The sequence below is a fragment of the Campylobacter portucalensis genome (assembly GCF_009690845.1).
GTDB lineage: Bacteria > Campylobacterota > Campylobacteria > Campylobacterales > Campylobacteraceae > Campylobacter_B > Campylobacter_B portucalensis.
Genome location: NZ_VWSJ01000004.1, coordinates 1 through 23,398, shown reverse-complemented (window position 1 = coordinate 23,398; position 23,398 = coordinate 1). Strand labels below are relative to the sequence as shown.

Annotated in this window: 30 protein-coding genes; 21 read left to right on the top strand and 9 right to left on the bottom strand. The window is 29.3% G+C overall.

Annotated elements, in window-relative coordinates:
• The 3 genes from F1B92_RS01610 to recA are packed head-to-tail and all read right to left on the bottom strand — an operon-like array spanning position 1 to position 2,541.
• Positions 1-267: a hypothetical protein gene (locus F1B92_RS01610; protein ID WP_154570167.1), complete on the bottom strand. Its 267-nt coding sequence runs from the start codon at positions 265-267 to the stop codon at positions 1-3.
• Positions 267-1,520 carry a phosphopyruvate hydratase gene (gene eno, locus F1B92_RS01605; protein ID WP_154570166.1) on the bottom strand — a complete coding sequence of 418 codons (1,254 nt, stop codon included), beginning with the start codon at positions 1,518-1,520 and terminating at the stop codon, positions 267-269. The genes F1B92_RS01610 and eno overlap by 1 nt, the downstream gene beginning before the upstream one ends.
• The gene (recA, locus tag F1B92_RS01600; RefSeq protein WP_154570165.1) at positions 1,507-2,541 is read right to left on the bottom strand and encodes a recombinase RecA; all 1,035 of its coding nucleotides are present in this window, start codon (positions 2,539-2,541) and stop codon (positions 1,507-1,509) included. Before recA ends, eno begins: the two co-directional genes overlap by 14 nt.
• 103 nt (positions 2,542-2,644) lie before the next feature.
• On the opposite strand from recA, the gene F1B92_RS01595 reads away from it, so the two are divergent.
• The 6 genes from F1B92_RS01595 to F1B92_RS01570 are packed head-to-tail and all read left to right on the top strand — an operon-like array spanning position 2,645 to position 7,539.
• Positions 2,645-3,514: a menaquinone biosynthesis family protein gene (locus tag F1B92_RS01595; RefSeq protein ID WP_326833063.1), complete on the top strand. Its 870-nt coding sequence runs from the start codon at positions 2,645-2,647 to the stop codon at positions 3,512-3,514.
• A complete protein-coding gene (locus tag F1B92_RS01590; protein ID WP_154570164.1) occupies positions 3,508-4,275 on the top strand; it encodes a UDP-N-acetylmuramate dehydrogenase in 768 nt (255 codons plus the stop codon). Before F1B92_RS01595 ends, F1B92_RS01590 begins: the two co-directional genes overlap by 7 nt.
• The gene (locus tag F1B92_RS01585) at positions 4,272-5,027 is read left to right on the top strand and encodes a DNA methyltransferase (RefSeq protein ID WP_229770869.1); all 756 of its coding nucleotides are present in this window, start codon (positions 4,272-4,274) and stop codon (positions 5,025-5,027) included. The genes F1B92_RS01590 and F1B92_RS01585 overlap by 4 nt, the downstream gene beginning before the upstream one ends.
• A 36-nt stretch (positions 5,028-5,063) precedes the next feature.
• Entirely contained in the window at positions 5,064-5,744 is a 681-nt protein-coding gene (locus tag F1B92_RS01580) for a restriction endonuclease (RefSeq protein WP_154570163.1), read from the top strand.
• A complete protein-coding gene (locus F1B92_RS01575; RefSeq protein ID WP_326833062.1) occupies positions 5,741-6,733 on the top strand; it encodes a DNA adenine methylase in 993 nt (330 codons plus the stop codon). Before F1B92_RS01580 ends, F1B92_RS01575 begins: the two co-directional genes overlap by 4 nt.
• The gene (locus F1B92_RS01570) at positions 6,730-7,539 is read left to right on the top strand and encodes a hypothetical protein (RefSeq protein ID WP_154570162.1); all 810 of its coding nucleotides are present in this window, start codon (positions 6,730-6,732) and stop codon (positions 7,537-7,539) included. The genes F1B92_RS01575 and F1B92_RS01570 overlap by 4 nt, the downstream gene beginning before the upstream one ends.
• Before the next feature lie 93 nt (positions 7,540-7,632).
• Here the strand turns inward: F1B92_RS01570 and F1B92_RS09045 are convergent, their stop codons facing one another.
• The 3 genes from F1B92_RS09045 to F1B92_RS09295 are packed head-to-tail and all read right to left on the bottom strand — an operon-like array spanning position 7,633 to position 8,607.
• On the bottom strand, positions 7,633-7,884 hold the full coding sequence (locus F1B92_RS09045; RefSeq protein WP_229770868.1) for a c-type cytochrome: 252 nt from the start codon (positions 7,882-7,884) through the stop codon (positions 7,633-7,635).
• A gap of 13 nt (positions 7,885-7,897) precedes the next feature.
• Complete coding sequence (locus tag F1B92_RS09040; protein ID WP_229770867.1) at positions 7,898-8,431, bottom strand: c-type cytochrome; 534 nt, start codon at positions 8,429-8,431, stop codon at positions 7,898-7,900.
• A gap of 44 nt (positions 8,432-8,475) precedes the next feature.
• Positions 8,476-8,607, bottom strand: a complete 132-nt coding sequence (locus F1B92_RS09295) for a hypothetical protein (protein WP_268233913.1) — start codon at positions 8,605-8,607, stop codon at positions 8,476-8,478.
• 223 nt (positions 8,608-8,830) lie between these two features.
• On the opposite strand from F1B92_RS09295, the gene F1B92_RS01560 reads away from it, so the two are divergent.
• The 15 genes from F1B92_RS01560 to tkt all read left to right on the top strand — a co-directional run bounded on the left by F1B92_RS01560 (position 8,831) and on the right by tkt (position 19,040).
• Entirely contained in the window at positions 8,831-10,054 is a 1,224-nt protein-coding gene (locus F1B92_RS01560) for a sodium/glutamate symporter (RefSeq protein WP_154570161.1), read from the top strand.
• Between the two features lie 99 nt (positions 10,055-10,153).
• Positions 10,154-10,372, top strand: coding sequence for a translation initiation factor IF-1 (gene infA, locus F1B92_RS01555; protein WP_326833061.1), 219 nt, complete (start codon positions 10,154-10,156; stop codon positions 10,370-10,372).
• A 172-nt stretch (positions 10,373-10,544) separates the two neighbouring features.
• On the top strand, positions 10,545-10,658 hold the full coding sequence (rpmJ, locus tag F1B92_RS01550) for a 50S ribosomal protein L36 (protein ID WP_154570160.1): 114 nt from the start codon (positions 10,545-10,547) through the stop codon (positions 10,656-10,658).
• A 3-nt stretch (positions 10,659-10,661) separates the two neighbouring features.
• The gene (gene rpsM, locus F1B92_RS01545; protein ID WP_154570159.1) at positions 10,662-11,030 is read left to right on the top strand and encodes a 30S ribosomal protein S13; all 369 of its coding nucleotides are present in this window, start codon (positions 10,662-10,664) and stop codon (positions 11,028-11,030) included.
• Positions 11,031-11,039: 9 nt separating this feature from the next.
• Positions 11,040-11,432: a 30S ribosomal protein S11 gene (gene rpsK / locus F1B92_RS01540; protein ID WP_154570158.1), complete on the top strand. Its 393-nt coding sequence runs from the start codon at positions 11,040-11,042 to the stop codon at positions 11,430-11,432.
• A gap of 9 nt (positions 11,433-11,441) precedes the next feature.
• On the top strand, positions 11,442-12,068 hold the full coding sequence (gene rpsD, locus F1B92_RS01535) for a 30S ribosomal protein S4 (RefSeq protein ID WP_154570157.1): 627 nt from the start codon (positions 11,442-11,444) through the stop codon (positions 12,066-12,068).
• 12 nt (positions 12,069-12,080) lie between these two features.
• Positions 12,081-13,094 (top strand): DNA-directed RNA polymerase subunit alpha, encoded by a 1,014-nt coding sequence (locus F1B92_RS01530; protein ID WP_154570156.1) that lies wholly within the window; start codon positions 12,081-12,083, stop codon positions 13,092-13,094.
• Positions 13,095-13,097: 3 nt separating this feature from the next.
• On the top strand, positions 13,098-13,451 hold the full coding sequence (gene rplQ, locus F1B92_RS01525) for a 50S ribosomal protein L17 (protein ID WP_154570155.1): 354 nt from the start codon (positions 13,098-13,100) through the stop codon (positions 13,449-13,451).
• Between the two features lie 114 nt (positions 13,452-13,565).
• A complete protein-coding gene (locus F1B92_RS01520; RefSeq protein WP_154570154.1) occupies positions 13,566-13,841 on the top strand; it encodes a NifU family protein in 276 nt (91 codons plus the stop codon).
• Positions 13,828-14,379, top strand: coding sequence for a hypothetical protein (locus tag F1B92_RS01515; protein ID WP_154570153.1), 552 nt, complete (start codon positions 13,828-13,830; stop codon positions 14,377-14,379). Before F1B92_RS01520 ends, F1B92_RS01515 begins: the two co-directional genes overlap by 14 nt.
• Entirely contained in the window at positions 14,357-15,646 is a 1,290-nt protein-coding gene (locus F1B92_RS01510) for a UDP-N-acetylmuramoyl-L-alanyl-D-glutamate--2,6-diaminopimelate ligase (RefSeq protein WP_154570152.1), read from the top strand. The genes F1B92_RS01515 and F1B92_RS01510 overlap by 23 nt, the downstream gene beginning before the upstream one ends.
• Positions 15,636-15,989 (top strand): aspartate 1-decarboxylase, encoded by a 354-nt coding sequence (gene panD / locus F1B92_RS01505; protein WP_154570151.1) that lies wholly within the window; start codon positions 15,636-15,638, stop codon positions 15,987-15,989. The genes F1B92_RS01510 and panD overlap by 11 nt, the downstream gene beginning before the upstream one ends.
• Complete coding sequence (locus F1B92_RS01500) at positions 15,989-16,291, top strand: YbaB/EbfC family nucleoid-associated protein (RefSeq protein ID WP_154570150.1); 303 nt, start codon at positions 15,989-15,991, stop codon at positions 16,289-16,291. Before panD ends, F1B92_RS01500 begins: the two co-directional genes overlap by 1 nt.
• Positions 16,288-17,115: a polyprenyl synthetase family protein gene (locus F1B92_RS01495; RefSeq protein WP_326833060.1), complete on the top strand. Its 828-nt coding sequence runs from the start codon at positions 16,288-16,290 to the stop codon at positions 17,113-17,115. Before F1B92_RS01500 ends, F1B92_RS01495 begins: the two co-directional genes overlap by 4 nt.
• Before the next feature lie 5 nt (positions 17,116-17,120).
• Complete coding sequence (gene tkt, locus F1B92_RS01490; protein ID WP_154570149.1) at positions 17,121-19,040, top strand: transketolase; 1,920 nt, start codon at positions 17,121-17,123, stop codon at positions 19,038-19,040.
• A 244-nt stretch (positions 19,041-19,284) separates the two neighbouring features.
• On the opposite strand, the gene F1B92_RS01485 is transcribed toward tkt, so the two are convergent.
• The 3 genes from F1B92_RS01485 to F1B92_RS01475 form a co-directional block, all read right to left on the bottom strand.
• Complete coding sequence (locus F1B92_RS01485; RefSeq protein ID WP_229770866.1) at positions 19,285-20,559, bottom strand: sulfatase-like hydrolase/transferase; 1,275 nt, start codon at positions 20,557-20,559, stop codon at positions 19,285-19,287.
• Between the two features lie 200 nt (positions 20,560-20,759).
• The gene (locus F1B92_RS01480) at positions 20,760-22,685 is read right to left on the bottom strand and encodes a DUF262 domain-containing protein (protein ID WP_154570147.1); all 1,926 of its coding nucleotides are present in this window, start codon (positions 22,683-22,685) and stop codon (positions 20,760-20,762) included.
• Positions 22,686-22,789: 104 nt separating this feature from the next.
• Positions 22,790-23,350: a type II secretion system protein gene (locus F1B92_RS01475; RefSeq protein ID WP_154570146.1), complete on the bottom strand. Its 561-nt coding sequence runs from the start codon at positions 23,348-23,350 to the stop codon at positions 22,790-22,792.
• Between the last annotated feature and the right edge of the window lie 48 nt (positions 23,351-23,398).

Below are 23,398 nucleotides of genomic sequence, written 5' to 3'. Positions count from 1 at the left end.
CTATTTAACAAATTCACTCAAATCTGGATCGAGTAAGGCTCTTTCTAGGTATTGTTTTTGAAGTTTTGCATTTTCATCTTTTAATCTTTTATTGTCTTTAATTAAAAAATTTTTCTTATCTCTTAAATTCTTAAGAACAACAAAAGATCTATCCCCAAATATCACATTTCCAACATAAATAGCAAGTAATACAGAAAAAACACAAAGCACAAAAAAAACAGAAATTAGCTTTAAATTTGATATTTTTTTGGTGCCTGTGATGGACATTAAATTTTATTTCCTAGAAATTCATCATTTAAGCGAGCTATCTCTAATAAGCGATTATATTTAGCATTTCTTTCACTTCTAGAGGTTGCCCCTGTTTTAATCTGTCCTGCATTTACAGCTACTGCTAAATCGGCTATAAAGCTATCTTCGCTCTCTCCGCTTCTATGGCTAATTATCGTTTGATAGCCATTTCTTTTAGCTAGTCTTATCGTTTTTAGAGTTTGAGTTATAGTTCCAATTTGATTTGGTTTGATTAAAATTGCATTTGCAACACCTTTATTTATCCCATCAAGAAGTATTTTCTCATTTGTAACAAATAAATCATCGCCAACTAATTGTATTTTATCGCCAAGTTTTTTTGTTAATTTTTCCCAACCTGCCCAATCATCTTCATCTAAAGCATCTTCAATCGAAAAAATAGGATATTTTTCACATAAATTTACATAATAATCTATAAGCTCATCACTGCTAAATTTTTTATCTTCTAAATGATAAAATCCATCTTTATAAAGCTCACTAGCTGCCACATCAAGAGCTATTTTTATCTCACTTCCTGCTTTATAACCTGATTTTTCAATGGCTTTTAGAATTAAATCGATTGGCTCAGCGTTGTTTTTTAAATTTGGAGCAAATCCTCCCTCATCGCCAACTGCTGTGCTATGCCCATTCTTATCAAGTAAAGTTTTTAAATTCTGATAAATTTCAGCTGCAGCTCTTAAAGCATCGCTAAATTTATCAAATCCAAAAGGCATTATCATAAACTCTTGAAAATCAACACTATTATTTGCATGAGCCCCACCATTTATGATGTTAAACATCGGAACTGGCAAAATACTACCATTTATACCACCTAAATATCTAAAAAGTGGTAAATTTAAGCTTTTTGCCGCAGCTCTTGCAACTGCCATTGATACGCCTAAGGTTGCATTTGCACCTAAATTTGAATAATTCTTCGTACCATCTAAATCTAACATCGTTTGATCTATTAAATTTTGATCAAAAACATCTAAGCCCACAATAGCTTTGGCAATAGTTTCATTTACATTAGAAATAGCTTTTAAAACGCCTTTTCCATTAAATTTTTGTTTATCTCCATCTCTTAATTCTAAAGCCTCCTTTTTACCTGTGCTTGCACCACTTGGAACTATAGCACTTCCAACACTACCATCTTCTAAAATGGTTGTCGTTTTAAGTGTCGGATTGCCTCTACTATCTAAAACCTCAAATGCATAAATATCTTTAATCTTCATCATCAACCCCCTCTTTATCGCTTATCATAAGTGTAGATGAGCCTAAATGCTCTAAAATTTTCCCTTCTATCTCTTTTGCTATTTCTGGATTATCTTTTAAGAAAATTTTTGCGTTTTCTCTACCTTGTCCAATTTTATTAGCCCCATAACTAAACCATGCTCCACTTTTATCGATAATATCTAGTTTCACACCATAATCAATAATCTCACCAATCTTACTAATACCCTCACCAAACATTATGTCAAATTCAGCCTGCCTAAATGGTGGTGCAACTTTATTTTTTGCAATCTTAACCTTAACTCTATTTCCAATGCTTTCTTCATTTTGTTTTAAAGTAGCAACTCTTCTAACATCAATCCTAACAGAAGCGTAAAATTTTAAAGCGTTTCCGCCCGTTGTAGTTTCAGGTGAGCCATAGCCTATCGTTCCTATTTTCATACGAATTTGATTTATAAATATAACAGTCGTTCCCATCTTATGCACAACTCCAGCAAGTTTTCTTAAAGCCTGACTCATTAATCTTGCTTGAAGTCCAACGTGAGTATCGCCCATATCGCCTTCAATCTCAGTTTTTGGAGTAAGCGCTGCAACCGAATCAACGATAATTAAATCAATAGCCCCACTTCTTGCTAAAGTTTCAACGATATCTAAAGCTTGCTCGCCATAATCAGGCTGACTTACGTATAAATTTTCAGTATCTACGCCTAAATTTGCAGCATATTTTACATCAAGAGCGTGCTCAGCATCCACAAAAGCACAAACTCCGCCTTGCTTTTGAGCTTCTGCAACGATGTGAAGAGTTAAGGTTGTTTTACCGCTACTTTCAGGACCATAAATTTCAATAATTCTTCCCTTTGGAACTCCACCAATTCCAAGAGCTATGTCTAAACCAATAGAGCCTGTTGAAATACTATCAATTGGCTCTATTTCTTTATCGCCAAGTCTTAAAAGCGTGCCTTTTCCAAAACTTTTATCGATTTGTTTTAAAGCAAGCTCTAATGCTTTTTGTTTTTTTTCATCCATTTTTTGCCTTTTATTGAATTTTACAAATTATAATAAAATTTTACTTCAAAATAAGTAAAATTTTATTATACTTGACAAAAATAAATTTACAAAGGACTTTTTTGTGAAAAAGAGAATTTCTGTGGCTCACTCACCTGATGCTGATGATATTTTTATGTATATGGCGATTAAATTTGGTTGGATAAATAGCAAAATTTTAGAGTTTAAAAACAAAGCTGATGATATACAAACACTAAATGAAGCCGCTTTAAAAGGCGAATATGACGTGTGTGCTATAAGTTTTTCGGCTTATCCTTTGATAGCTGATGATTACGCACTTTTAAGGTGTGCTGTTAGTTTTGGTGAGGGTTATGGACCAAAATTAATTAAAAAAAAAGGCGTAAATTTAAAAAGAAATTTTAAAGTTGCACTAAGTGGCAAACACACAACTAACGCACTTTTATTTAAAATAGCATATCCAAATGCTAAAGTGATTTATAAAAATTTTTTAGATATAGAAAAAGCCGTTTTGAGTGGCGAAGTCGATGCTGGAGTTTTGATACATGAAAGTATTTTAGAATTTAGCGATAAATTAGAAGTTGAAAAAGAAATTTGGGATATTTGGTGCGAGTTAAGAGGAGATGAGAATTTACCGCTTCCACTTGGTGCAATGGCATTAAGAAGAAGTTTGCCACTAACTGATGCGATAGAGTGTGAAAAAATCCTAACAAAAGCAGTAAAAATAGCCACAACTCACAAAAATCTTTTAAGCAAGATGCTAATTGAAAGAAATTTAGTAAGAGTTGATGATAAAAAGCTTGAAAAATATCTAAATTTATACGCAAACGATAGTTCAGTTTCTATGGATAAAACTCAGTTAAAAGCTGTAAATAGGCTTTTTGAGATAGGTTATGAAAATGGCTTTTATCCCACAAAAATTGACGCTTTTTTAAATTTAATTCCAATAGAATATGAAGAGTTTAGAAATTGCTAGTCGATTTTTCTAAATTTAGCTCGGTTCGTGTTGGCGGAGTTTTTGAAGTAGAAATTTTAAATGATGAGAATTTAAATAGCTTTGATGGCGTGGTAATTGGCGGTGCAAATAATATCTTAATCTCGCCAAATCCGCCAAAATTAGGAATGCTTGATAAAAGCTTTGATTATATTAAATTTGATAGTGAAATTTTAGAAATCGGAGCTTTAGCAAAAAATTCTAAAATTTATAACTTTGCCAAAAAAAACAATTTAGCAAATTTCGAATTTCTAAGAAGCATTCCTGGAACTCTTGGCGGATTAATCACTATGAATGCTGGACTTTTAGGGTATGAAATTTCACAAAATCTAATAAGCGTTAGCACAAATTTAGGAGAATTTAATAAAAATGAACTTATTTTTGGATATAGAAAAAGCCAAATTAAAGGCGTTATAAAAAGTGCTAAATTTAGAGCTTTAAAAGGCTTTGATCTTAATCTAAGCGATGAAATTTCTAAAAAAAGAGCAAATCAACCAAAAGGTGCAAGCTTTGGAAGCTGTTTTAAAAATCCGCCTAATAGTAGTGCAGGGCAGCTAATCCAAAGCGTCGGTCTTAAAGGATACGAAATAGGCGGAGCTAAATTTAGCGAAATTCACGCAAATTTTATAATTAATTTCAATCACGCTAAATTTGAAGATATTATGAGCTTAATAAATTTAGCAAAAAAAAGAGTTTTTGAAAAATTTGGATTAAATTTAGAATCAGAAGTAAAAATTTTATGAAAATTAATGATTTAGATATAAATAATTGGAAAAATTTAGATATTAATATTGACAGTCTGCAGATTTATGAAAGCAAAGATAGGAGTGGAAAACATAAAAATATTTATCATGGTAATTTTATACCACAAATTCCAAATCAACTTTTAAGACGATACACAAAAGAAAACGATCTTGCAATAGAGCCATTTATAAGAAGCGAAACAACGCTGTTTGAGTGTGAAAATTTAAATAGAAAATATATTGGGATTGATATAAATCCTAAAATGATAGAGTATGTTAGTTTACAAATGGAAAAAAGCAATAAAAGTAAATTTGAAATTTTAGAATTTGATAGTTCAAATAGTGAAATTTTTGAAAAAAGAGTTAAAAATTCTATTCAAAACTTAGGTGAAGACAATGCTAAATTTACACTTTTTCATCCACCATATATAGATATTGTTAAATTTACAGATAATAAAAATGATTTATCTGGGATTTCAAATTTGAAAGAATTTTTAAAAGTATTTTTAAAGATTGTTAAAAATACACTTAGCTTTTTAGAGAAAAGTCGCTATTTCGCTATCATAATTGGCGATGTTTATAAAAATAGCGAAGTTGTTTCGCTTGGATTTTATATTATGCACTATATAAAGCTTAAATTTAAGGTTAAATTAAAGGGTATAGTTGTTAAAAATATAGAAGGGAACCGTGGTAAATTAAAAAGTGGTGGAATTTGGACTTATAGGGCTTTAAAAAGTGATTATTATTTTTAAACACGAGTATATTTTAGTTTTTAAAAAGGAATTTTGATGAAAAAGCAAACAAAGACTGAACTTTTTTTAGAGCTTGCAAAACCAAATAAAGATGGAATTTCTAGATGGGTAAAAGTTAGTGAATTTGTTAAAAAATATAAAGACTTGGCTTTAGGAAATGGTGGAAGCTGGTGTAGAAAAAGTTCAAGTTTAGCTAAAAAGTATATTGTAGAATTTGATAAAACTATAACTAAGGGAAATACAATTGATAGAATTAGATTAAATGGCTTTAATACTGAAATTTATTTTAATCAACATATTAGAAGCGATATAAAAGCATATTATAAAAATAAAAACTGTGTTATGCTTGGCATAAATGGAAATTCTGAAAATACAAAAATAGAAATTGACCACAAAGATGGTAGAAAAAATGACTGGCGAGTAAGTAGTGCGAAAACTCAAAATTTAAAAGATTTTCAACCACTATGTAAAGCTGCAAACGATGCAAAAAGACAAATTTGTAAAAAATGCAAAGAAACAAATAAAAGATGGGATGCAAAAATATATATAGGAAATCCATATTCGTTTTATGATGGAGATGAAGAATATGATGAAAAATTAGGTTGTGTTGGATGCTATCAGTTTGACCCTGTAGAATATAGAATAGCTTGTGTTAAAAAAATTAGCAAAGAGGCAAGTGAATTTATTATGAAAAAACTCTATGGAGATAAATTGTGAATTATATAGGTTCAAAATTAACTTTATCATCATGGATAAAAGATATTATAAAAGATGTTTGTGGCAGCAACTTAAAAGATAAAATTTTTTGTGATATTTTTGCTGGAACTGGTATAATTGGGCGAGCTTTTAAGAGCGAAGTTAAAAAAGTTATAGCAAATGATTTTGAATATTACGCTTATGTTTTGAATAAAAATTACATTGGAAATCATAAAATTTTAAAAAAAAGCAATGAAATAATAAAATATTTAGACAATTTACCTTTAAAAGGTGGATTTATTTATGAAAATTATGCTCTTGGAGGCGGAAGCAGTAGGCAATATTTTAGCGATATAAATGCTATGAAAATTGATACGATAAGGACTGAAATTAAAAATTTAAAACCTAAAATTTCAGAAAATATGTATTATTTTTTATTAGCTTCTTTGTTAGAAAGTGCTGATAAAGTAGCAAACACTGCTTCTGTTTATGGAGCTTTTTTAAAGCGTCTCAAAGCTTCGGCTAAAAAAGAGTTAATTTTAGAACCTGCAAATTTTAAAATAAATTCAAACTCTCACCAAGTTTATAATGAAGATGCAAACGAACTTATAAAAAAAATAAAAGGCGATATTTTATATTTAGATCCACCATATAATTCAAGACAATATGGAGCAAATTATCATCTTTTAAATACAATTGCACTTTATGATGAATTTATTCCAAAAGGCAAAACTGGACTTAGAGAATATAAAAAGTCAAAATATTGTTCTAAAAGTAATGTTTTAGATGAATTTGAGAATTTGATTAAATTTACAAATTTTAAATACATTTTTTTAAGTTACAATAACGAAGGACTTATGAGTTTAAATGAAATCAAAAATATTATGTCAAAATTTGGAAAATATGATTTAAAATACAAAGAATATAGTCGCTTTAAAGCTGATAGCAAAAGGCAAAATAAAGCCAGCAAAACTTACGAATATTTGCATATTTTGGAAAAAGATTTATGAGGTATATTTTATCTTTATTATTTATTATAAATTTTTTAAATGCAAATCATTATGAAATGATAAAAGATGAGTTTTTTAAATATGTTAAATGCACGCCGTTTGAGCATGATGGTGAATTTAAATTTAGCGTAAATGATTTAACAAATGCTATTAAAATAGGCGATGTTAAAAAAGTTAAAGCTGTTTTGAGTAGTGATAAATCTTTAGCGTTTGGGCTTGATAGTAGTGGCAAAACGCCTTATGAAACTAGTCTTGATGCAAATAATTCTCTAAGCGTAGAAATAGAAAATTTGCTTCTTTGTGCCGATGAGAGAGTGTTTAAATTTGAAGAGTATCCGATTTATTTAGTTATGGATCAAAATTTAAGCGATAATCAAACAGCGTCGCTTTTAAAGGAGCTTTTAGATGAAGGACTTGACGTAAATAAAAAGTTTTTAACTATCAAAACTACGCTTTTTATGAGTGCTTTTTATGAGAAAAAATTTCAAACTCTTGATTTAGTTTTAAAAAATGGTGCTAAAATTCCAGCAGACTTTGGAAATGCAATTTGGTTTTGGTTTGTGGAATTTTTTATAGAAAAAAAGCTACTTTTTACCATAAAAGAACCAGTTCCAAATGAAATTTTAGTTTTAATTCAAACTAAAGAGTATGAAAATCATAAAAATGAAATTTTTAAATTTATATCTTATATAAAAAATTATGGATTTGATCCTAAAAATTTAGATACTTTATATAAAACACTTAATCATTTAGATGATAAAGATGGGCTTAAAAGTCTTTTAAATTTAGGATATAATTTTAAATAACCCAAAAAATCTTTATAAATTGTATAAATTTAATCAAAATTTTCTATAAAATTTCAATATTACAAGCCTGTAAATTTATAAAGATTTTATAAATTATTTTAACATCTGTTTATATGGACCAAATCTATGTTCTTCGTCGCTAAATTTATCATCGTGCGGTCCAACATCCATATCGATAGCTTTTATCCTTCTGTCTGGAAAATCTTTATCTCTATTTGCTTTAATAGGGCGTTTTTGCGTATTTATATAGCTTGCTACATCAAAAGCCTCTTCGTTTGTTAAGATAGCGTTGTATTGAGGCATATTTTGTTTTATAAACTGAGCCGCTTTTATTAAACGATACATTCCAGCACCCGTATTATAAACTATCTTCTCCCCAAAGCGGCGGATATATATAATAAGCTGATGTTTCATTGTCTGGATTTACCATACCTTCGCCATTTTCTCCGTGACAGGATGCACAATGATTTTCAAAAACAACCTTACCTTTGATAGGATCTGCTTTTCTATCCAATAACTCAACTTTTGCGAGCCCTTGACCTTTTGTTTTTGCACCAACTGGGGTATTTTGACTAAGCCAATGCATATAGGTTACCATAGCTCTCATTTCAGGAGCGTTTAATGGCATAACTTTTCCATTCATACTTCTTTCCATACAACCATTAATTCTATCTTCAAGACTTATAACTTTATTTCCCCTTGCATTAAATTGTGGAAATCTTGCTGTTATTCCAATAAATCCGCTACTATAAGATTTCACTCCCGCATTTGCATGACAACTAGCACAAGCTAGCTTATTTCCAGCAAATTTTTTACTCTCATCTTTAGCATTTGGACCTATAAAATTATGAGTTTGAGTTATGATTTTATATCCAAAAAACGGCCTTTCCATAAGGACTATCTGGTAGCTTACTCTCATATAAATTTCCAAATTTATCAATACCATCTGAATCTCCACTCAACCTCTTCTAAATTTATACCGGTTTGGTTTTGTGATTTACTAAAATTAGCATCAAATGAAAAACAAAAGCTTACCAATACAGCTAAACTTAAAATCCCCCTTTTCATAAAAACTCCTCTAAAAAATTTCAAAAATCATATCAAAATAGCAATAAAATTGCATTTAAAAAAATTTATATATAATTATTTAAGATTAAATTTATATTTAAGTATAAAAATTACAGTATCTAGCAATATAAATTTATTTTAAATTTATATAATTAATTTTTAAAAATAATTAGCTTTTATAACTATTTTTTGTAAAATCATCTAATTTTTTTAAAGGATGTTTATGCAAAATTTAACTCTTGGCACAACTATCGATGTTGGCTCATTTCAAACTCTTGCTATTGCGGTTTTAAGTATATATTTTGGAGAATTTATGCTTAAAAAATTTCCGATTTTTAAAAAATACTGCATTCCAGCAGCCGTTGCAGGTGGCACAATCTTTGCTATACTTACAGCAATTATGCATAGTTTTAATATTATAAATTTTAATTTTGATTATAAAACGATGAATACATTTTTTTATAATGTATTTTTTGCAGCTATGGGATTAGCAGCTAGTTTAAATTTACTTAAATACGGTGGAAAACTAGTTTTTATATTTGCTATACTTGCAGCCATTCTGGCAGTTTTGCAAAACGCTTTGGCTCTTTTTGTTGGAAGCATAATGGATATGAATCCTTTAGTTGCTTTAATGGCTGGCTCTACACCACTAACTGGCGGTCACGGAAATTCTGCAAGTTTTGGTCCATTGGCTGAAAGTATGGGCGGTACAGGGGCATTAGAGGTTGCGATAGCTTCTGCTACTTTTGGGCTTGTTGCTGGCTGTATTATGGGAGGACCAATTGGTAGAAGATTGATTGAAAAAAATGGCTTAAAAGCAACTAATGTTGAAATTGCTACTCACAATAAAGCCATACAAAATATAGTAAGCACAAAAAGAGCACATAAGGCTTTTTTTATGTTGCTAATAGCTTGCGGCATAGGGCAAACTCTATTTTATATCTTTAAAATTTTACTTCCTAGCATAAATTTTCCAATACATGTAATGAGTATGTTTGGCGGTATTATAGTTCGCTTCATTTTGGATACACGAAAGGGTGATAATGATGCATTATATGAAAGTATAGATATAGTTGGTGCTATATCTTTATCTATTTTTGTATCGCTATCTATAATCACAATGAAGCTTTGGCAATTATCAGAGCTTGCAGTGCCTTTAATCACTATACTTATTTTACAATTAATACTTATTTATGTTTTTGTGGTTTTTGTAACTTTTAAATTTTGCGGTAAAAACTACGATGGTGCTATAATTTCAGTTGGGCATATAGGTTTTGGTTTGGGGGCAGTACCTGTTTCTATGGCTACTATGACTTCTGTATGTTCAAAATACGGACACTCTAAAATTGCGTTTTTTATAGTACCGCTCATTGGTGGTTTTATAAGCAATTTTACAAATGCTCTTGCTATCACTCTGTTTTTAAATATTGCACAAAGTATGTTATAAAATAATTATCTCATTAATATAAAATTTAATGAGATATTAAAAAATATTATGATAAAATCGTAAGTTTTTTTAGAAAAATTTAATACGAAAGGAGAAAAAGTGGCAAAAGATGATGTCATAGAAATAGATGGCAACGTTATAGAAGCTCTACCAAATGCAACTTTTAAAGTTGAACTTGATAACAAACATGTAGTTTTGTGTCATATAGCTGGAAAAATGAGAATGCATTATATAAAAATTATGCCTGGAGATAAAGTTAAAGTCGAATTGACACCATACAGTCTTGATAAAGGCAGAATTACTTACAGATATAAGTAAAAATAAAGTTTAAATTTAGTATAATTTTAGCTTTTGCAACTAACTGTGTGAAGAAGTGTTTTCAAAATCACCACTATTTTGAAAACAGTTGGTTTAACTTTCCAAAATTTGGAATTCTCTAAAACCTAAGTGCAGTATGCAAATTTAGTGGAATATTTTTTAGGAGAAACATATGAAAGTTCGTCCTTCTGTAAAGAAGATGTGTGACAAATGTAAAGTTGTCAAACGAAGAGGTGTTGTATTCGTAATATGCGAAAATCCAAAACATAAGCAAAGACAAGGATAAGGTATGGCTCGTATAGCAGGTGTAGATTTACCAAAGAAAAAAAGGATTGAGTATGGTCTTACCTATATTTATGGTATAGGCTTATTTACATCAAGAAAAATTCTTGATGCAGTTGGAATCTCTTACGATAAAAGAGTTTATGATTTAAGCGAAGATGAAGCAGCATCTATTAGAAAAGAGATTCAAGAACACTACTCTGTTGAGGGTGATTTAAGAAAAAGTGTTGCTATGGATATCAAAGCTTTAATGGATTTAGGCAGTTATAGAGGCTTAAGACATAGAAAAGGTCTTCCTGTTCGTGGTCAAAAAACTAAAACAAACGCAAGAACCAGAAAAGGCAAGCGTAAAACTGTCGGTGCAGCAACTAAGTAAGGATATAAAATGGCAAAAAGAAAAGTAGTAAGAAAAAAAGTAGTAAGAAAAAATATTGCAAAAGGCGTAGTATATATAAGTGCTTCATTCAACAATACTATGGTAACCGTTACTGATGATATGGGAAATGTTATTTCTTGGAGCAGTGCTGGAGGTCTTGGCTTTAAAGGAAGTAAAAAATCAACTCCTTATGCGGCTCAACAAGCTGTAGAGGATGCAATGAATAAAGCAAAAGAGCACGGCATAAAAGAAGTTGGCATAAAAGTTCAAGGACCAGGTAGCGGTCGTGAAACAGCGGTTAAAAGCGTAGGGACAATAGAAGGCATAAAAGTAACATTTTTAAAAGACATAACCCCGCTTCCACACAATGGCTGCAGACCTCCAAAAAGAAGAAGAGTGTAAGGATAAAATATGGCAAGATATACAGGACCTGTTGAAAAAATAGAAAGACGCCTTGGAGCAGATTTATCTTTAAAAGGCGAAAGAAGATTAAGCGGAAAAAGTGCTTTAAATAAACGCCCGTTTGCACCAGGACAACATGGACAAAGAAGGGGTAAATTAAGCGAATACGGCTCACAACTTAGAGAAAAGCAAAAAGCTAGATTTATGTATGGGCTAAATGAAAAGCAGTTTAGAAATTTATTCAAAGAAGCTGCTAGAAGAGATGGTAACACTGGTGCTATTTTAATTCAGCTTTTAGAACAAAGGCTTGATAATGTAGTTTATAGGATGGGTTTTGCTGGCACTAGAAGATTTGCTAGACAACTAGTTAGTCATGGGCATATTTTAGTAGATGGAAAAAGGCTTGATATACCATCATACAGTGTAAAACCTGGACAAAAAATTGAAATTATAGAAAAAAGCAAAAACAATCCTCAAATAGTTCAATCAGTTAGCAGAACAGAGCAAACTGGGTTGGTTGATTGGGTGGATGTTGAAAAAGATAAAAAATTTGGTATTTTTACGAGAGTGCCTGAGAAAGAAGATATTACAGTTCCTTTTGAGGAAAGATTTATCGTCGAGCTTTATTCAAAATAACAGGGGGCAAAGATGAGAAGAATTACAACATCAGCCTATCAGCCAACAGAAATAAGAGTCGAAAATATTAGCGAAAATGTAGCTAGAGTTATAGCGTATCCTTTTGAAACAGGCTACGCTGCAACCGTTGCACATCCACTAAGAAGACTTTTATATACCAGTTCGGTAGGATTTGCTGCTACTGGCATAAAAATAGATGGCGTTGAACATGAATTTGATAGCATTAGAGGGATGCTTGAAGATGTAGCTATCTTTATTATAAATATTAAAAATTTAAGATTTAAATTTAAAAATAATTCTCAAAGAGAAATTTTGGAATATCATTTTACAGGACCAAAAGAACTTAAAGGCTCCGATTTAGTTAATGATTTGGTTGATATCGTAAATCCAAACCACTACATAGCTACCATTAATGAAGATTGTGATGTTAAATTTACAATTATTGTCGAAAAAGGAATTGGCTATGTTCCTAGTGAGGAGTTAAGAGATTATATAGATAGCGAATTTATGGCATTGGATGCATTTTTTACGCCCGTAAAAAGAGCAATTTATGATATAGAAAATATTTTAGTTGAAGATAATCCAAATTATGAAAAAATTATCTTTACAATAACAACCGATGGGCAAATAGATCCAATATCTGCTTTTAAAAATGCATTAGAATCTATGTATCAACAACTAGCTGTTTTTGGAAATATAGTAAATGTTGAGATTCCTACTGTTGTTGTCTCATCGTCAGCTGTAAATGAACATTCTAAATTATTTGAAAGCATTGATAATCTAAATTTAAGTGCAAGAAGTTTTAATTGTCTAGATAAAGCAAATATTGAATTTATAGGCGAACTTGCACTTATGGAAGAAAATGAATTAAAAAATCTTAAAAATTTGGGTAAAAAATCTTTAGAAGAAATCAAAAGTGTAATGGAAGAGATTGGTTATCCTGTTGGTGGTTCTCAGATAGCTGATCAAAAAAGAGAGCTTTCAAAAAGAATTGAAAATTTAAAAAATCAAAAAAAAGAAGGATAAAAAATGAGACATGGTCATGGCTATAGAAAACTTGGAAGAACTTCATCTCATAGATCGGCTTTGCTTAAAAATTTAGCAATAGCTATCATAAAAAGTGAAAAAATAGAAACAACTCTTCCAAAAGCAAAAGAGCTTAGAAGCTACGTTGAAAAACTTATAACAAAAGCAGCAAAAGGTGATTTTAATGCTCATAGAGCTGTATTTGCACTATTACAAGATAAAATTTCTACAAAAAAATTAGTAGAAGATATAGCACCTAGATATCAATCAAGAAATGGTGGATATACTAGAATAATTAAAACAAGATTAAGAAAAGGCGATGCGGCTCAAATGGCTTTTGTAGAGCTAGTAAAATAAATTTTAATTACCCATTTTTGGGTAATTAAAATACAAAAACTTATTATTTACCAATTTACAACATTTTTTTATCAAATTTACGCTACAATATATAAAAAATTTATAGGAATTTATATGATACCTTTTAGTGATGATGAATTAATAGAACCTGTTTTGGAAAGTTTTAAGCAAATTATGCCAATGCTAAAAAGAGATGGTGGCGGAATGGAACTTTTAGGAATTAAAAATGGTATAGTTTATGTGCGACTCACCGGTCATTGTCACGGATGTGCTTCTAGCAGTCAAACTTTAAAATACGGTGTTGAAAGACAGTTAAAATTAGACATACATCCAGAATTAAGCGTTATAAATGTTCCAATTGGCGAGGAATTTGATATTGAAAAAATATAAAAAGCTAGGCTATAAAGCATTTAAAAATTCAGATTTTAAACTTGCAAGCACTTATTTTTCTCTTTGTTTCAACGAATCTAGTAAAGAAGAGTGTATGTTTTTAATTGGTCTATGCGAAGTAGCAACAACCCTTCCAGATGAGGCAAATTTATTATTTGAGTTTTATTTACATATTATTAAAGAAAAAAAAGATTTTCAATACCTAAATTTAATCTTAGCAGATCTTGAAATCAAACAAGAAATTACTAATGATATTTTATTGGCAGAAAGCAGTATTACTTATGATGAGTTTAAAAATTTTATAATCAAAAATGGTGATTTTAAGCACGCTTTTGAAAATGTTATCGCCTCAACAAAACTTATTATAAAAAATAAAGAAAATTTCTTAGATTTTATAAATAATTTATTTGATAATAACTTGCAAGATATAGCCATAAAATATTTTGAAACATTTTTAGAAATTTATGGCTCTTATGATGATAAAATAAAATTTATAGTACAAAAGATACGAGATTATGAAAATAGAATTACAAAATAGTTTTATAACAGACAACACTCAAGAAATAGTCAAAAACTGCTACTTTTTAAAGTGTGATTTTAACGCCAAATTTTGGGAAGAAGCACAAAATTTGGGTGCAAATTTAATAAATTTAAAAGAAGTAAAAGAGCTTTTAAACATCAATGAAAACATAAAAATAGTTGGTATCACTGGAACAAACGGCAAGACAACAACAGCTGCTGCTATTTATTCTACACTTTTAGATTTGGGCAAAAAAGTATTTTTATGCGGAACTCGTGGAGCTTTTGCAAATGATAATAGAATAGACAAAAAATCTCTCACAACACCACATCCAATCAAACTTCTTTCGTATTTGCAAATCGCTACAAGAGAAAAATGTGAATTTTTTGTGATGGAGGTTAGCTCTCATTCGATTTCTCAAAATCGCATAGAAGATTTAAATTTTTATCTAAAAATTTTCACAAATTTAAGCCAAGATCATCTTGACTTTCATCAAAATTTAGCATCCTACTACGCTACAAAAAGTAGTTTTTTTATGGATGAAAGTTTAAAACTAATCAACAAAGATGATGAAAATATAAAATTTAACTATAAAAACAGCTACACTTACGGAATTAAAAATCAAGCGACTTTTAAAATTTTAGCATACTCCTTAAAGCCAAATATTGACTCAATTCTTAAATTTAAAGATAATGAAATTATTTTAGAAAGCCCTTTGATTGGAGAATTTAATCTATACAATATATTGGCGGCATTTTGTGCAGTTAGGCTTTTGACAAAAAATAGCGATAATGAAATCTCTAAAGCTTTATCAAATTTTGCGGGCGTCAAAGGAAGGGTTGAAGTAGTTAGCGAAGATCCTTTAATTGTAGTTGATTTTGCTCACACGCCAGATGGAATTGAAAAAGTTTTAAATACTTTAAAAAATCATAAACTCATAGTTGTTTTTGGTGCAGGTGGAGATAGAGATAAAACAAAACGCCCTTTAATGGCTAAAATTTGTGAAAAATTTGCTTACAAAATCATCGTAACTAGCGATAATCCAAGAAGCGAAGATCCAAAGAAAATTATAGATGATATTTTAAAAGGTTTTGAAGATCCTAGTAGAGTTTTGACTGAGATTGATAGAAAAATGGCTATAAAAATGGCTATAAATTTAGCTAAAAATCAAGAATGTGTGGTGATTTTAGGAAAAGGTGATGAAGAGTATCAAGAGATAAATGGAGTCAAATATCCATTTTCAGATCAAATTATTGTAAAGGAAATTTTAGAAAATGCAAATTGAAATATTGCAAAGCAAAATTCACAGAGCAACAGTAACGGATGCAAATTTAAATTACGTTGGTTCAATTACGATTGATAATGAACTTTTAGAAGCTTCAAATTTAAAAGAATTTCAAAAGGTTGAAATTTTAAATATTAACAATGGAGAAAGATTTTCTACATACATTATAAAAGGCGATAAAAAAGGAGAGATTTGCCTAAATGGTGCAGCCGCTAGAAAGGTTTGCGTGGGTGATATTGTGATTATTGTAAGCTATGCCCTAATCGACGAAAAAGAAGCAAAAGATTTTAAACCAACAATAGTGCATGTCGATAATAAAAATGAGATTATAAAGGAGATTTGATGTTTGAGGGTTTTGATTTATCTAAAATGGGAGAGATGTTTGAAGAGATTCAAAAAAAGGCTAAAAATTTAGAAGATGAAAATGCAAATAAAGAATTTTGTATAAAAGCTGGTGCTGGAATGATTGAGATTAAAATCAACGGAAAAGGTGAAGTTTTGGATTTAAATATCGATGATGAACTTTTAGAAGATAAAGCGAGTCTTCAAATTCTACTAATTTCAGCTATAAATGATGCAGTAAAATTAATAGAAAATCAAAAAAAGGAGTTAGCTTCAAAAATGCTTGGGGGATTATCTTTGTGAGCTTTACTGAATTTATAAAAGAAAATGCCCTAAAAGCTGATATCTTCCATCCAAATTTTGAAGAAGCTTTAAACTATTTGCTTTTAAATGGTGGCAAATATTTTCGCTCACAACTTCTTCTTGGGGTGGTTGAGACTTTAGATAAAAGTATGCTTCAAAATGCTTATAATGTTGCAATGGCGGTCGAGATGATACATACTTATTCTTTGATACATGATGACTTACCTCTTATGGATAATGCAGATCTTAGGCGCGGAAAGATTGCAACTCATAAAAAATATGGTGAAGTTGATGCTTTATTGGTAGGTGATGCTTTAAATTCTTACGCTTTTTATATGATTTCTAGTGCAAATTTAAGCAATGATATAAAGATAAAATGCATCCAAATTCTTTCAAAAAGTGCTTATGATATGGTGCTAGGGCAGGCTCTTGATTGTCATTTTGAAAAGCAAAATTTAAATATTGATGAGCTTAAAATTTTGCACAATCACAAAACAGGTGCTTTAATAGCTGGAAGTTTTGAAATTGGAGCTGTTATTTCAGGACTCAAAAATCATCAAAAAATTTATGAAATCGGTAAAAATTTAGGGCTTTTATTTCAAATAAATGATGATATAATCGACGTAACACTAACTTCAAAAGAAGCTGGAAAACCAACAAATAACGATAAATTTAAAAACTCATTTGTAAATTTAATAGGACTTGAAAAATCAATAAAAATCAAAAATGAGCTAATAAACTCTATAATTTTAGATATAGAAAAATTTGAACCAAAACTCAAAAATTTAGTCTTAAATTTAATAGAAAAATATTTAAAAGGATAAACTATATGAAAACTAAAATTTCAAATACCATAAAATTTCTAAGTGCTGATATGGTTGAGGCTGCAAATTCAGGTCATCCTGGTGCTCCTATGGGGCTAAGTGATATTATGACAATCTTAATGAAATTCATAAACCACAACCCTAAAAATCCAAATTGGCTAAATAGAGATAGACTTATTTTTTCAGGCGGCCACGCTAGTGCTTTGGTTTATAGCTATTTATATTTAACGGGTTATGATTTAAATTTAGATGATTTAAAAAATTTTAGACAAATTGGCTCTAAAACGCCCGGACATCCTGAAATTTCAACTCCTGGTGTTGAAATAGCAACAGGACCTTTAGGGCAAGGCATTGCAAATGCTGTTGGTTTTGCAATGGCTAGCAAATATGGTGCAAATTTATTAAATGAAGGCGATAATAAAATTATAGATCATAAAATTTATTGCATTTGTGGAGATGGTGATTTACAAGAAGGAATTAGTTATGAAGCTTGTGCGTTGGCTGGCAGACACTCATTGGATAATTTAGTAATTATTTATGATAGCAACAACATCACAATAGAAGGCGACACCGAAATTTCGTGGGATGAAGATATCAAAACAAGATTTGAAGCTCAAGGATTTGATGTAGCTAGAATTAATGGACACGATTTTAACCAGATAGAATTTGCACTAAATGAAGCCAAAAATAAAACTAAGCCGTATTTAATAATCGCAAATACAACAATTGCAAAAGGAGCTTTAAATTTAGAAGGAAGTCATAAAAGCCACGGGGCACCACTCGGAAAAGAGCTTATAAAAGAGGCTAAAAAAAGCGTTGGTTTTGATGAAGAAAAGAGTTTTTTTGTTGATGAAGATGTGCTTTTTGAAACGCGTTTGGCTATTGAAAAAGGCGATTTAGAAGAAGCTTTATGGAATGAAAAAGTTGCAAATTTAAGCGATGAAAAAAAAGAACTTTTAAATTCATTGCAAAATCCAGATTTTTCTAAGATAAATTTTCCTGATTTTAGCAATCAAAAAATTGCCACAAGAGATAGTAATGGTAAAATTTTAAATGAAATTGCAAAAGCCTTGCCTGGATTTTTAGGCGGAAGTGCCGATCTTGGACCTTCTAATAAAACAGAACTCATAAATATGGGCGATTTTCCAAATGGTAAAAATATACACTTTGGAATTCGAGAGCATTCAATGGTGGCTATAAATAACGCTTTTGCAAGATATGGGCTTTTTATTCCATTTTCTGCAACATTTTTCATTTTTAGTGATTACTTAAAAAATTCAGCCAGAATGGCGGCTTTAATGAGCTTAAAACACTATTTTATTTTTACGCACGATAGTATTGGAGTTGGGGAAGATGGACCAACTCATCAACCAATAGAGCAATTAAGCACTCTTAGAGCAATGCCAAATTTCTATACTTTCCGACCAGCTGATGGCAATGAAAATACTAAATGTTGGGAGATAGCTATAAATTTAGAAAGCCCTTGTGCTTTCGTGTGTTCAAGACAGAGTTTAGAGCCACTTCCTGAAGCTAAATTTGGAAGCGTAAAAAATGGTGCTTACTTGATAAAGCAAGTCAAAAATCCAAAAATAACCCTAGTTGCAAGCGGAAGTGAGGTTAATTTATGCCTAAAGGCCGCTTTAATTCTTGATAATAAAAACATTCCAACAAATGTAGTTTCAGCTCCTTGCTTTGAGCTTTTATGCGAACAAAATCAAGGGTATATAAATGAAATTTTTAATAAAAATAGCAAAATTTTAGCAGTCGAAGCAGCAAGTGCATTAGAGTGGTATAAATTTGCCGATGAAATTCTTAATATGAAAAGCTTTGGTGAAAGTGCAAAAGCTGATGATTTGTTTAAACATTTTGGTTTTAGTGATAAAAATATCGCATTAGTTGCTGAAAATTTATCAAAAAAGGGTTAAATTTAACCCTTTTTTCTAAAACAATAAAGCCTTATAATTACACCTCTTTAAATAAAATTTTTCTATTTGTATATAATGAGCTAAATTCAAAAAATATTTACAGTTTTAATAAATTTAATGTTTATATTTGCACTATTTTTGCCAATATATAGACTACGCCACTAAATTTAAGATAAATTTTTTATGCTTTTAAATTGAAATAATTTTACATTTAAAACTCTAATTATTTATTTTACCGCCAAATTTAGAAATCTTCTTCATACTTAACACTATCTACTATCCCCATTGCACCTTGATAAAATAATCCTGGAACCATCTTATTTACCGAATTTATTTTTAAAATATTTCTACCTAAATTCATCTCATCGCTTATACCCATATATCCTAAAAGTGTGGTAAATGTATCAAGAGAAGAGCCGTGATTATCTATTATTTTCACTCCTTCTATATCATCATCTAAAATCGTAAAAAATATCTTAGAATTCCCCATATTCTCATCATTTAGTCCTTTTGCTAAAGCATATGGCATTAAATGATCGCTTTGTATAACTATGATAGTGTTTTTAGAGTATTTTGAAGACTTGATTTTATTTATAAAATCAGCGACTAAAAAATCAGTGCATTTTGTAGCATTTAATATAGAATTTAAGCCATCAAGATATTTTAAATTTTTACATTTTTTTGATACAAAACCATTTGGAACGTGCATTCCGATATTTAAAATAACTTGTAAAAATTTATCTTTTTCTTGCGAGAGCTTTAAAAAGTCATCAAATGCTATTTCTAGCATATCATCATCATCTATACCCCATTCATTTAAATTTTTAGCACCACGTTTTAAAAGCTCATCTTTTCCTTGTGCTTTATCATATCTCATATATTTTAAAAACCCATAAGCGTTTTGAAATTCCAAATTACCTCCTTTTATAAAGTAAGTATAATATCCCAAACTTTTTAAAATTTTATTTGCACAAGTCATATTTAGATTTTTAAATTTAGGCTTTGCATTTGTAAGCTCTATTTTTTCATCCTTTTTTGTGCCATATTTAATCACAGAATATGGATAACCACAAGCACTTGCAAAAAGCCCTTCTATCGTTATACTAGCCCCATACGGTATTTGATTTATGTTTGTAAAATCTAGTCTGTTTTTTAAAGAATTTATATTTGGCGTTAGATTTTTAAATTTAGTAGTAAAATTTCTACTAAAACTCTCTAAATAAATATATACGATATTTTTTGATTTTTTAGGTGTTTTAATCACTGGTTTTTTATAAATTTCTTTAAATTTTTTAATAAAATTTGGATGATATTGATAGTGTGAAATACGATACATATCTTTGATTGAATTTGTAAGAGGATTAAAATATATTGCAACAATTATTAAAATAATATATAAATAACCCATAAATTTAAAGCTTTTATGAGATAATTTTATCCTCTTGTAAATTATAAAACCAAATAAAATACTAGCCAAAATCAATACAAATATTAAGATGATTAATTTATAAAAACTCATTAAAGGTGCCCCTTTAATGCTAGATAAAAATATATTTAAATTCCCAAAATTTAGGTAGTTGCCAGTATAATAAAGCAATAAAAAATTAAAATTACAAACCAAACAAAATAAGATTGAAAAAATACTTCCTGTAATTTTTACAAATCTATTTTTTATAAAAAACAAACATATCAAAGATAAGATAAAAAAGCTTATAGATATCATTTTTCAGGAGGCAGAAATAAAAATCTCTCTTTATGGATGATTTTTTCATCTTCACTCATTTTAGTCTCATCATTAAAGCACCAAAAATCAAAATTTTCATCTTCAAAACTCCAGCGTTTTTGCATAAATTCAAGCATATTAAGCCCTCTTTGTTTTATTTCTTCATAATCCCATTTGTTGTTTAAAGCTATTTCTATCTCTGCATAAGAGCCATTTTTATAACCTATAAATTCTTTATTTCCAATCTTTTTAGTTTCAAAATCATAATTAGAAAATGTTGAGTTTCTTTGTTTGCTAAGTGCAACTAAATTTCCTATCGAGTGTGTTAAATTTTTTATATTATTTTTATATTTTTTGTATATATCGTTCCAGTATTTTTCTGGTTCTTGAGGCAAAATGTGCTCTACACTAGCAAAATTTTGCTTATATTTACTAAATTCATCCCAACTTAGCTTTTTATCTTGCCCTTTATATTTTTCACATAAATATTCTTCATATTCATATAAAAAATATTTCAAATATCTCCAACTATAATATCCTTTGTTCCATTTAAATTTATCGCTTAAATCTTGATAAAAAACATTTATATTATACCCTTTAGATTTTTCTAAAATTTTATTTTTCATATCATCTAAATTAGACTTTTTAGTATGTATTGAATGTGCTAATTTAAAGAAAGTGTTCTTGGAAAAATCAGTTCTTTTTTGCGTGATTGCAAACATTAAAAAAATAAATTTTTCTATTAATTTCAATATATAAGCCAAGGAATTTTTAGTTAAATTTTCATTGTTTAAAATAGCTAAAATTAATGGTTTAAAATGGTTAAATCCTTCAAGTCTATGCAATTTTGCTAAATACTCTTTTGAAGTGTTATCTATTTTAAAATCACTATCATTTACAATGTGTAAAAAATACCAATTCCTAACACTCCTTTTTAAATCAAAAATATAATCTTTAATATATTGTATAGTTAATTTATTATTTTTAATAGTAAAGTGTTTATTGAGTAAAGAATCTTTATAAACTTCATTTGTATCTTCAAAATACATTATCCAATGATTATATAAAAAATCATCATCATCTAGTTTTAAATCAGGATTTTTGCCTAAATAGTGATATATATTTTTCCAAACTTCATTTATATCTTTTCTTAGCTCTTGTTTTGCATCATCTGTAGCTTTTAAATTTGCAGATAAATAGATAAATCTATTTTTTAAAAGCTCTAAATTTGAAAGGCTTTTGCCTCTATTGTTCATCGATTCAAATACTATACAAACATTAAAATCATCATTAACTTCATACTTCATAAATTTCAAATCAAAAACTACTTTTTTATATAAAGAGTTAAGCTGATTTTCATTAAAATTTTTTATCTTTTTATAAAAAAATTCTTTTGCAAATTTTAAATTATTTGTATAAATCGTATTTTCAAAATTATTACTTGCTGATTCTTTATTTAAAATTCTTGATTTAAAAAATTCATCACTTGGATTATCTTTTGTATAAGCAAAAATAAACCCTAGCACATTTTCTGGTAATTTCTTAAATAAAAATTTTTTCTCAATATCATCTATTTCCATATCGGATAAAAAATCAAGTCCTAACTCTTTTGCTCTATCAACTATGGCTTTTAATAATATGATTATAGTTGTTAGCCTTTGCTGACCATCAACTATATAAAAAACTTTGCTCTCTTTTGATTTAGCCCCATAATCATACTCAAAACTACCACTTGATTTTTCTTTATCGCTTACGAATTCCGTCGTTAAAACTCCCATATAATATTTTTGATTATCTTCAATATTATTCAAATCATTCCAAAAATCTTCTAAATTTTTATCATCCCAAGCATAACCTCTTTGATAATCAGGAATCCTAAAATAGCAATCATTAAAAATCTCAATTAGCGATAAAGTTTTCATATCTCACCTCATCTATCATTGTGTTTGTTTAAATTTAACATATCTTATTAAATAAAGCCCTAGCTTTTAAAGGCTAAGGACTTAAATTTGATTTATAAAATCGACTAAAATTTCACACCTACACCACTTATAGCAACTTCGCCTGGGCCGCTATCTGCTGTTTGATATTCAGCATCTTTTGTTGATGTAGCTTTAGATATAAGCTCAGAATAAGAGAATTTCCCTTTAATAAGCTTATCAACCGAACTATTATCTAAAACTTTTGTGCAAACTGCCGCAGCTTTATCAGTTCCTGCTTCTACTTTTAAAGTTGCAGGTTTATTTGTAGCTGCGTCATAATCAGTAAGGGTTAGTTTTATACATTTTTTACCAGCTGCACTCAATTCACCAGATGGACTTCCTGTTAATTTACCATTAGAATCAACAGTGCCTGATGTTAAACTTAAAAATTGAACATTTGACATTTTGCTAAAAGTTTCAGCAAATTGTGATTGTGAAGTATAATAAGCCCCTAAATCGCTAATAAAAGTAGTTAAATTTGTAGCTGCTTTAGCAACTTCTGCATCATCTCTAGTTGCTGCAAGTCTTGGAATTGCAACTGCTGCTAAAATACCTAAAATAACGATCACGAAGATCAACTCAATCATTGTAAAACCCTTTTTCATGGCTTTCTCCTTTAAATAAATTTCCACTTTACATACCCTTATGTAAAA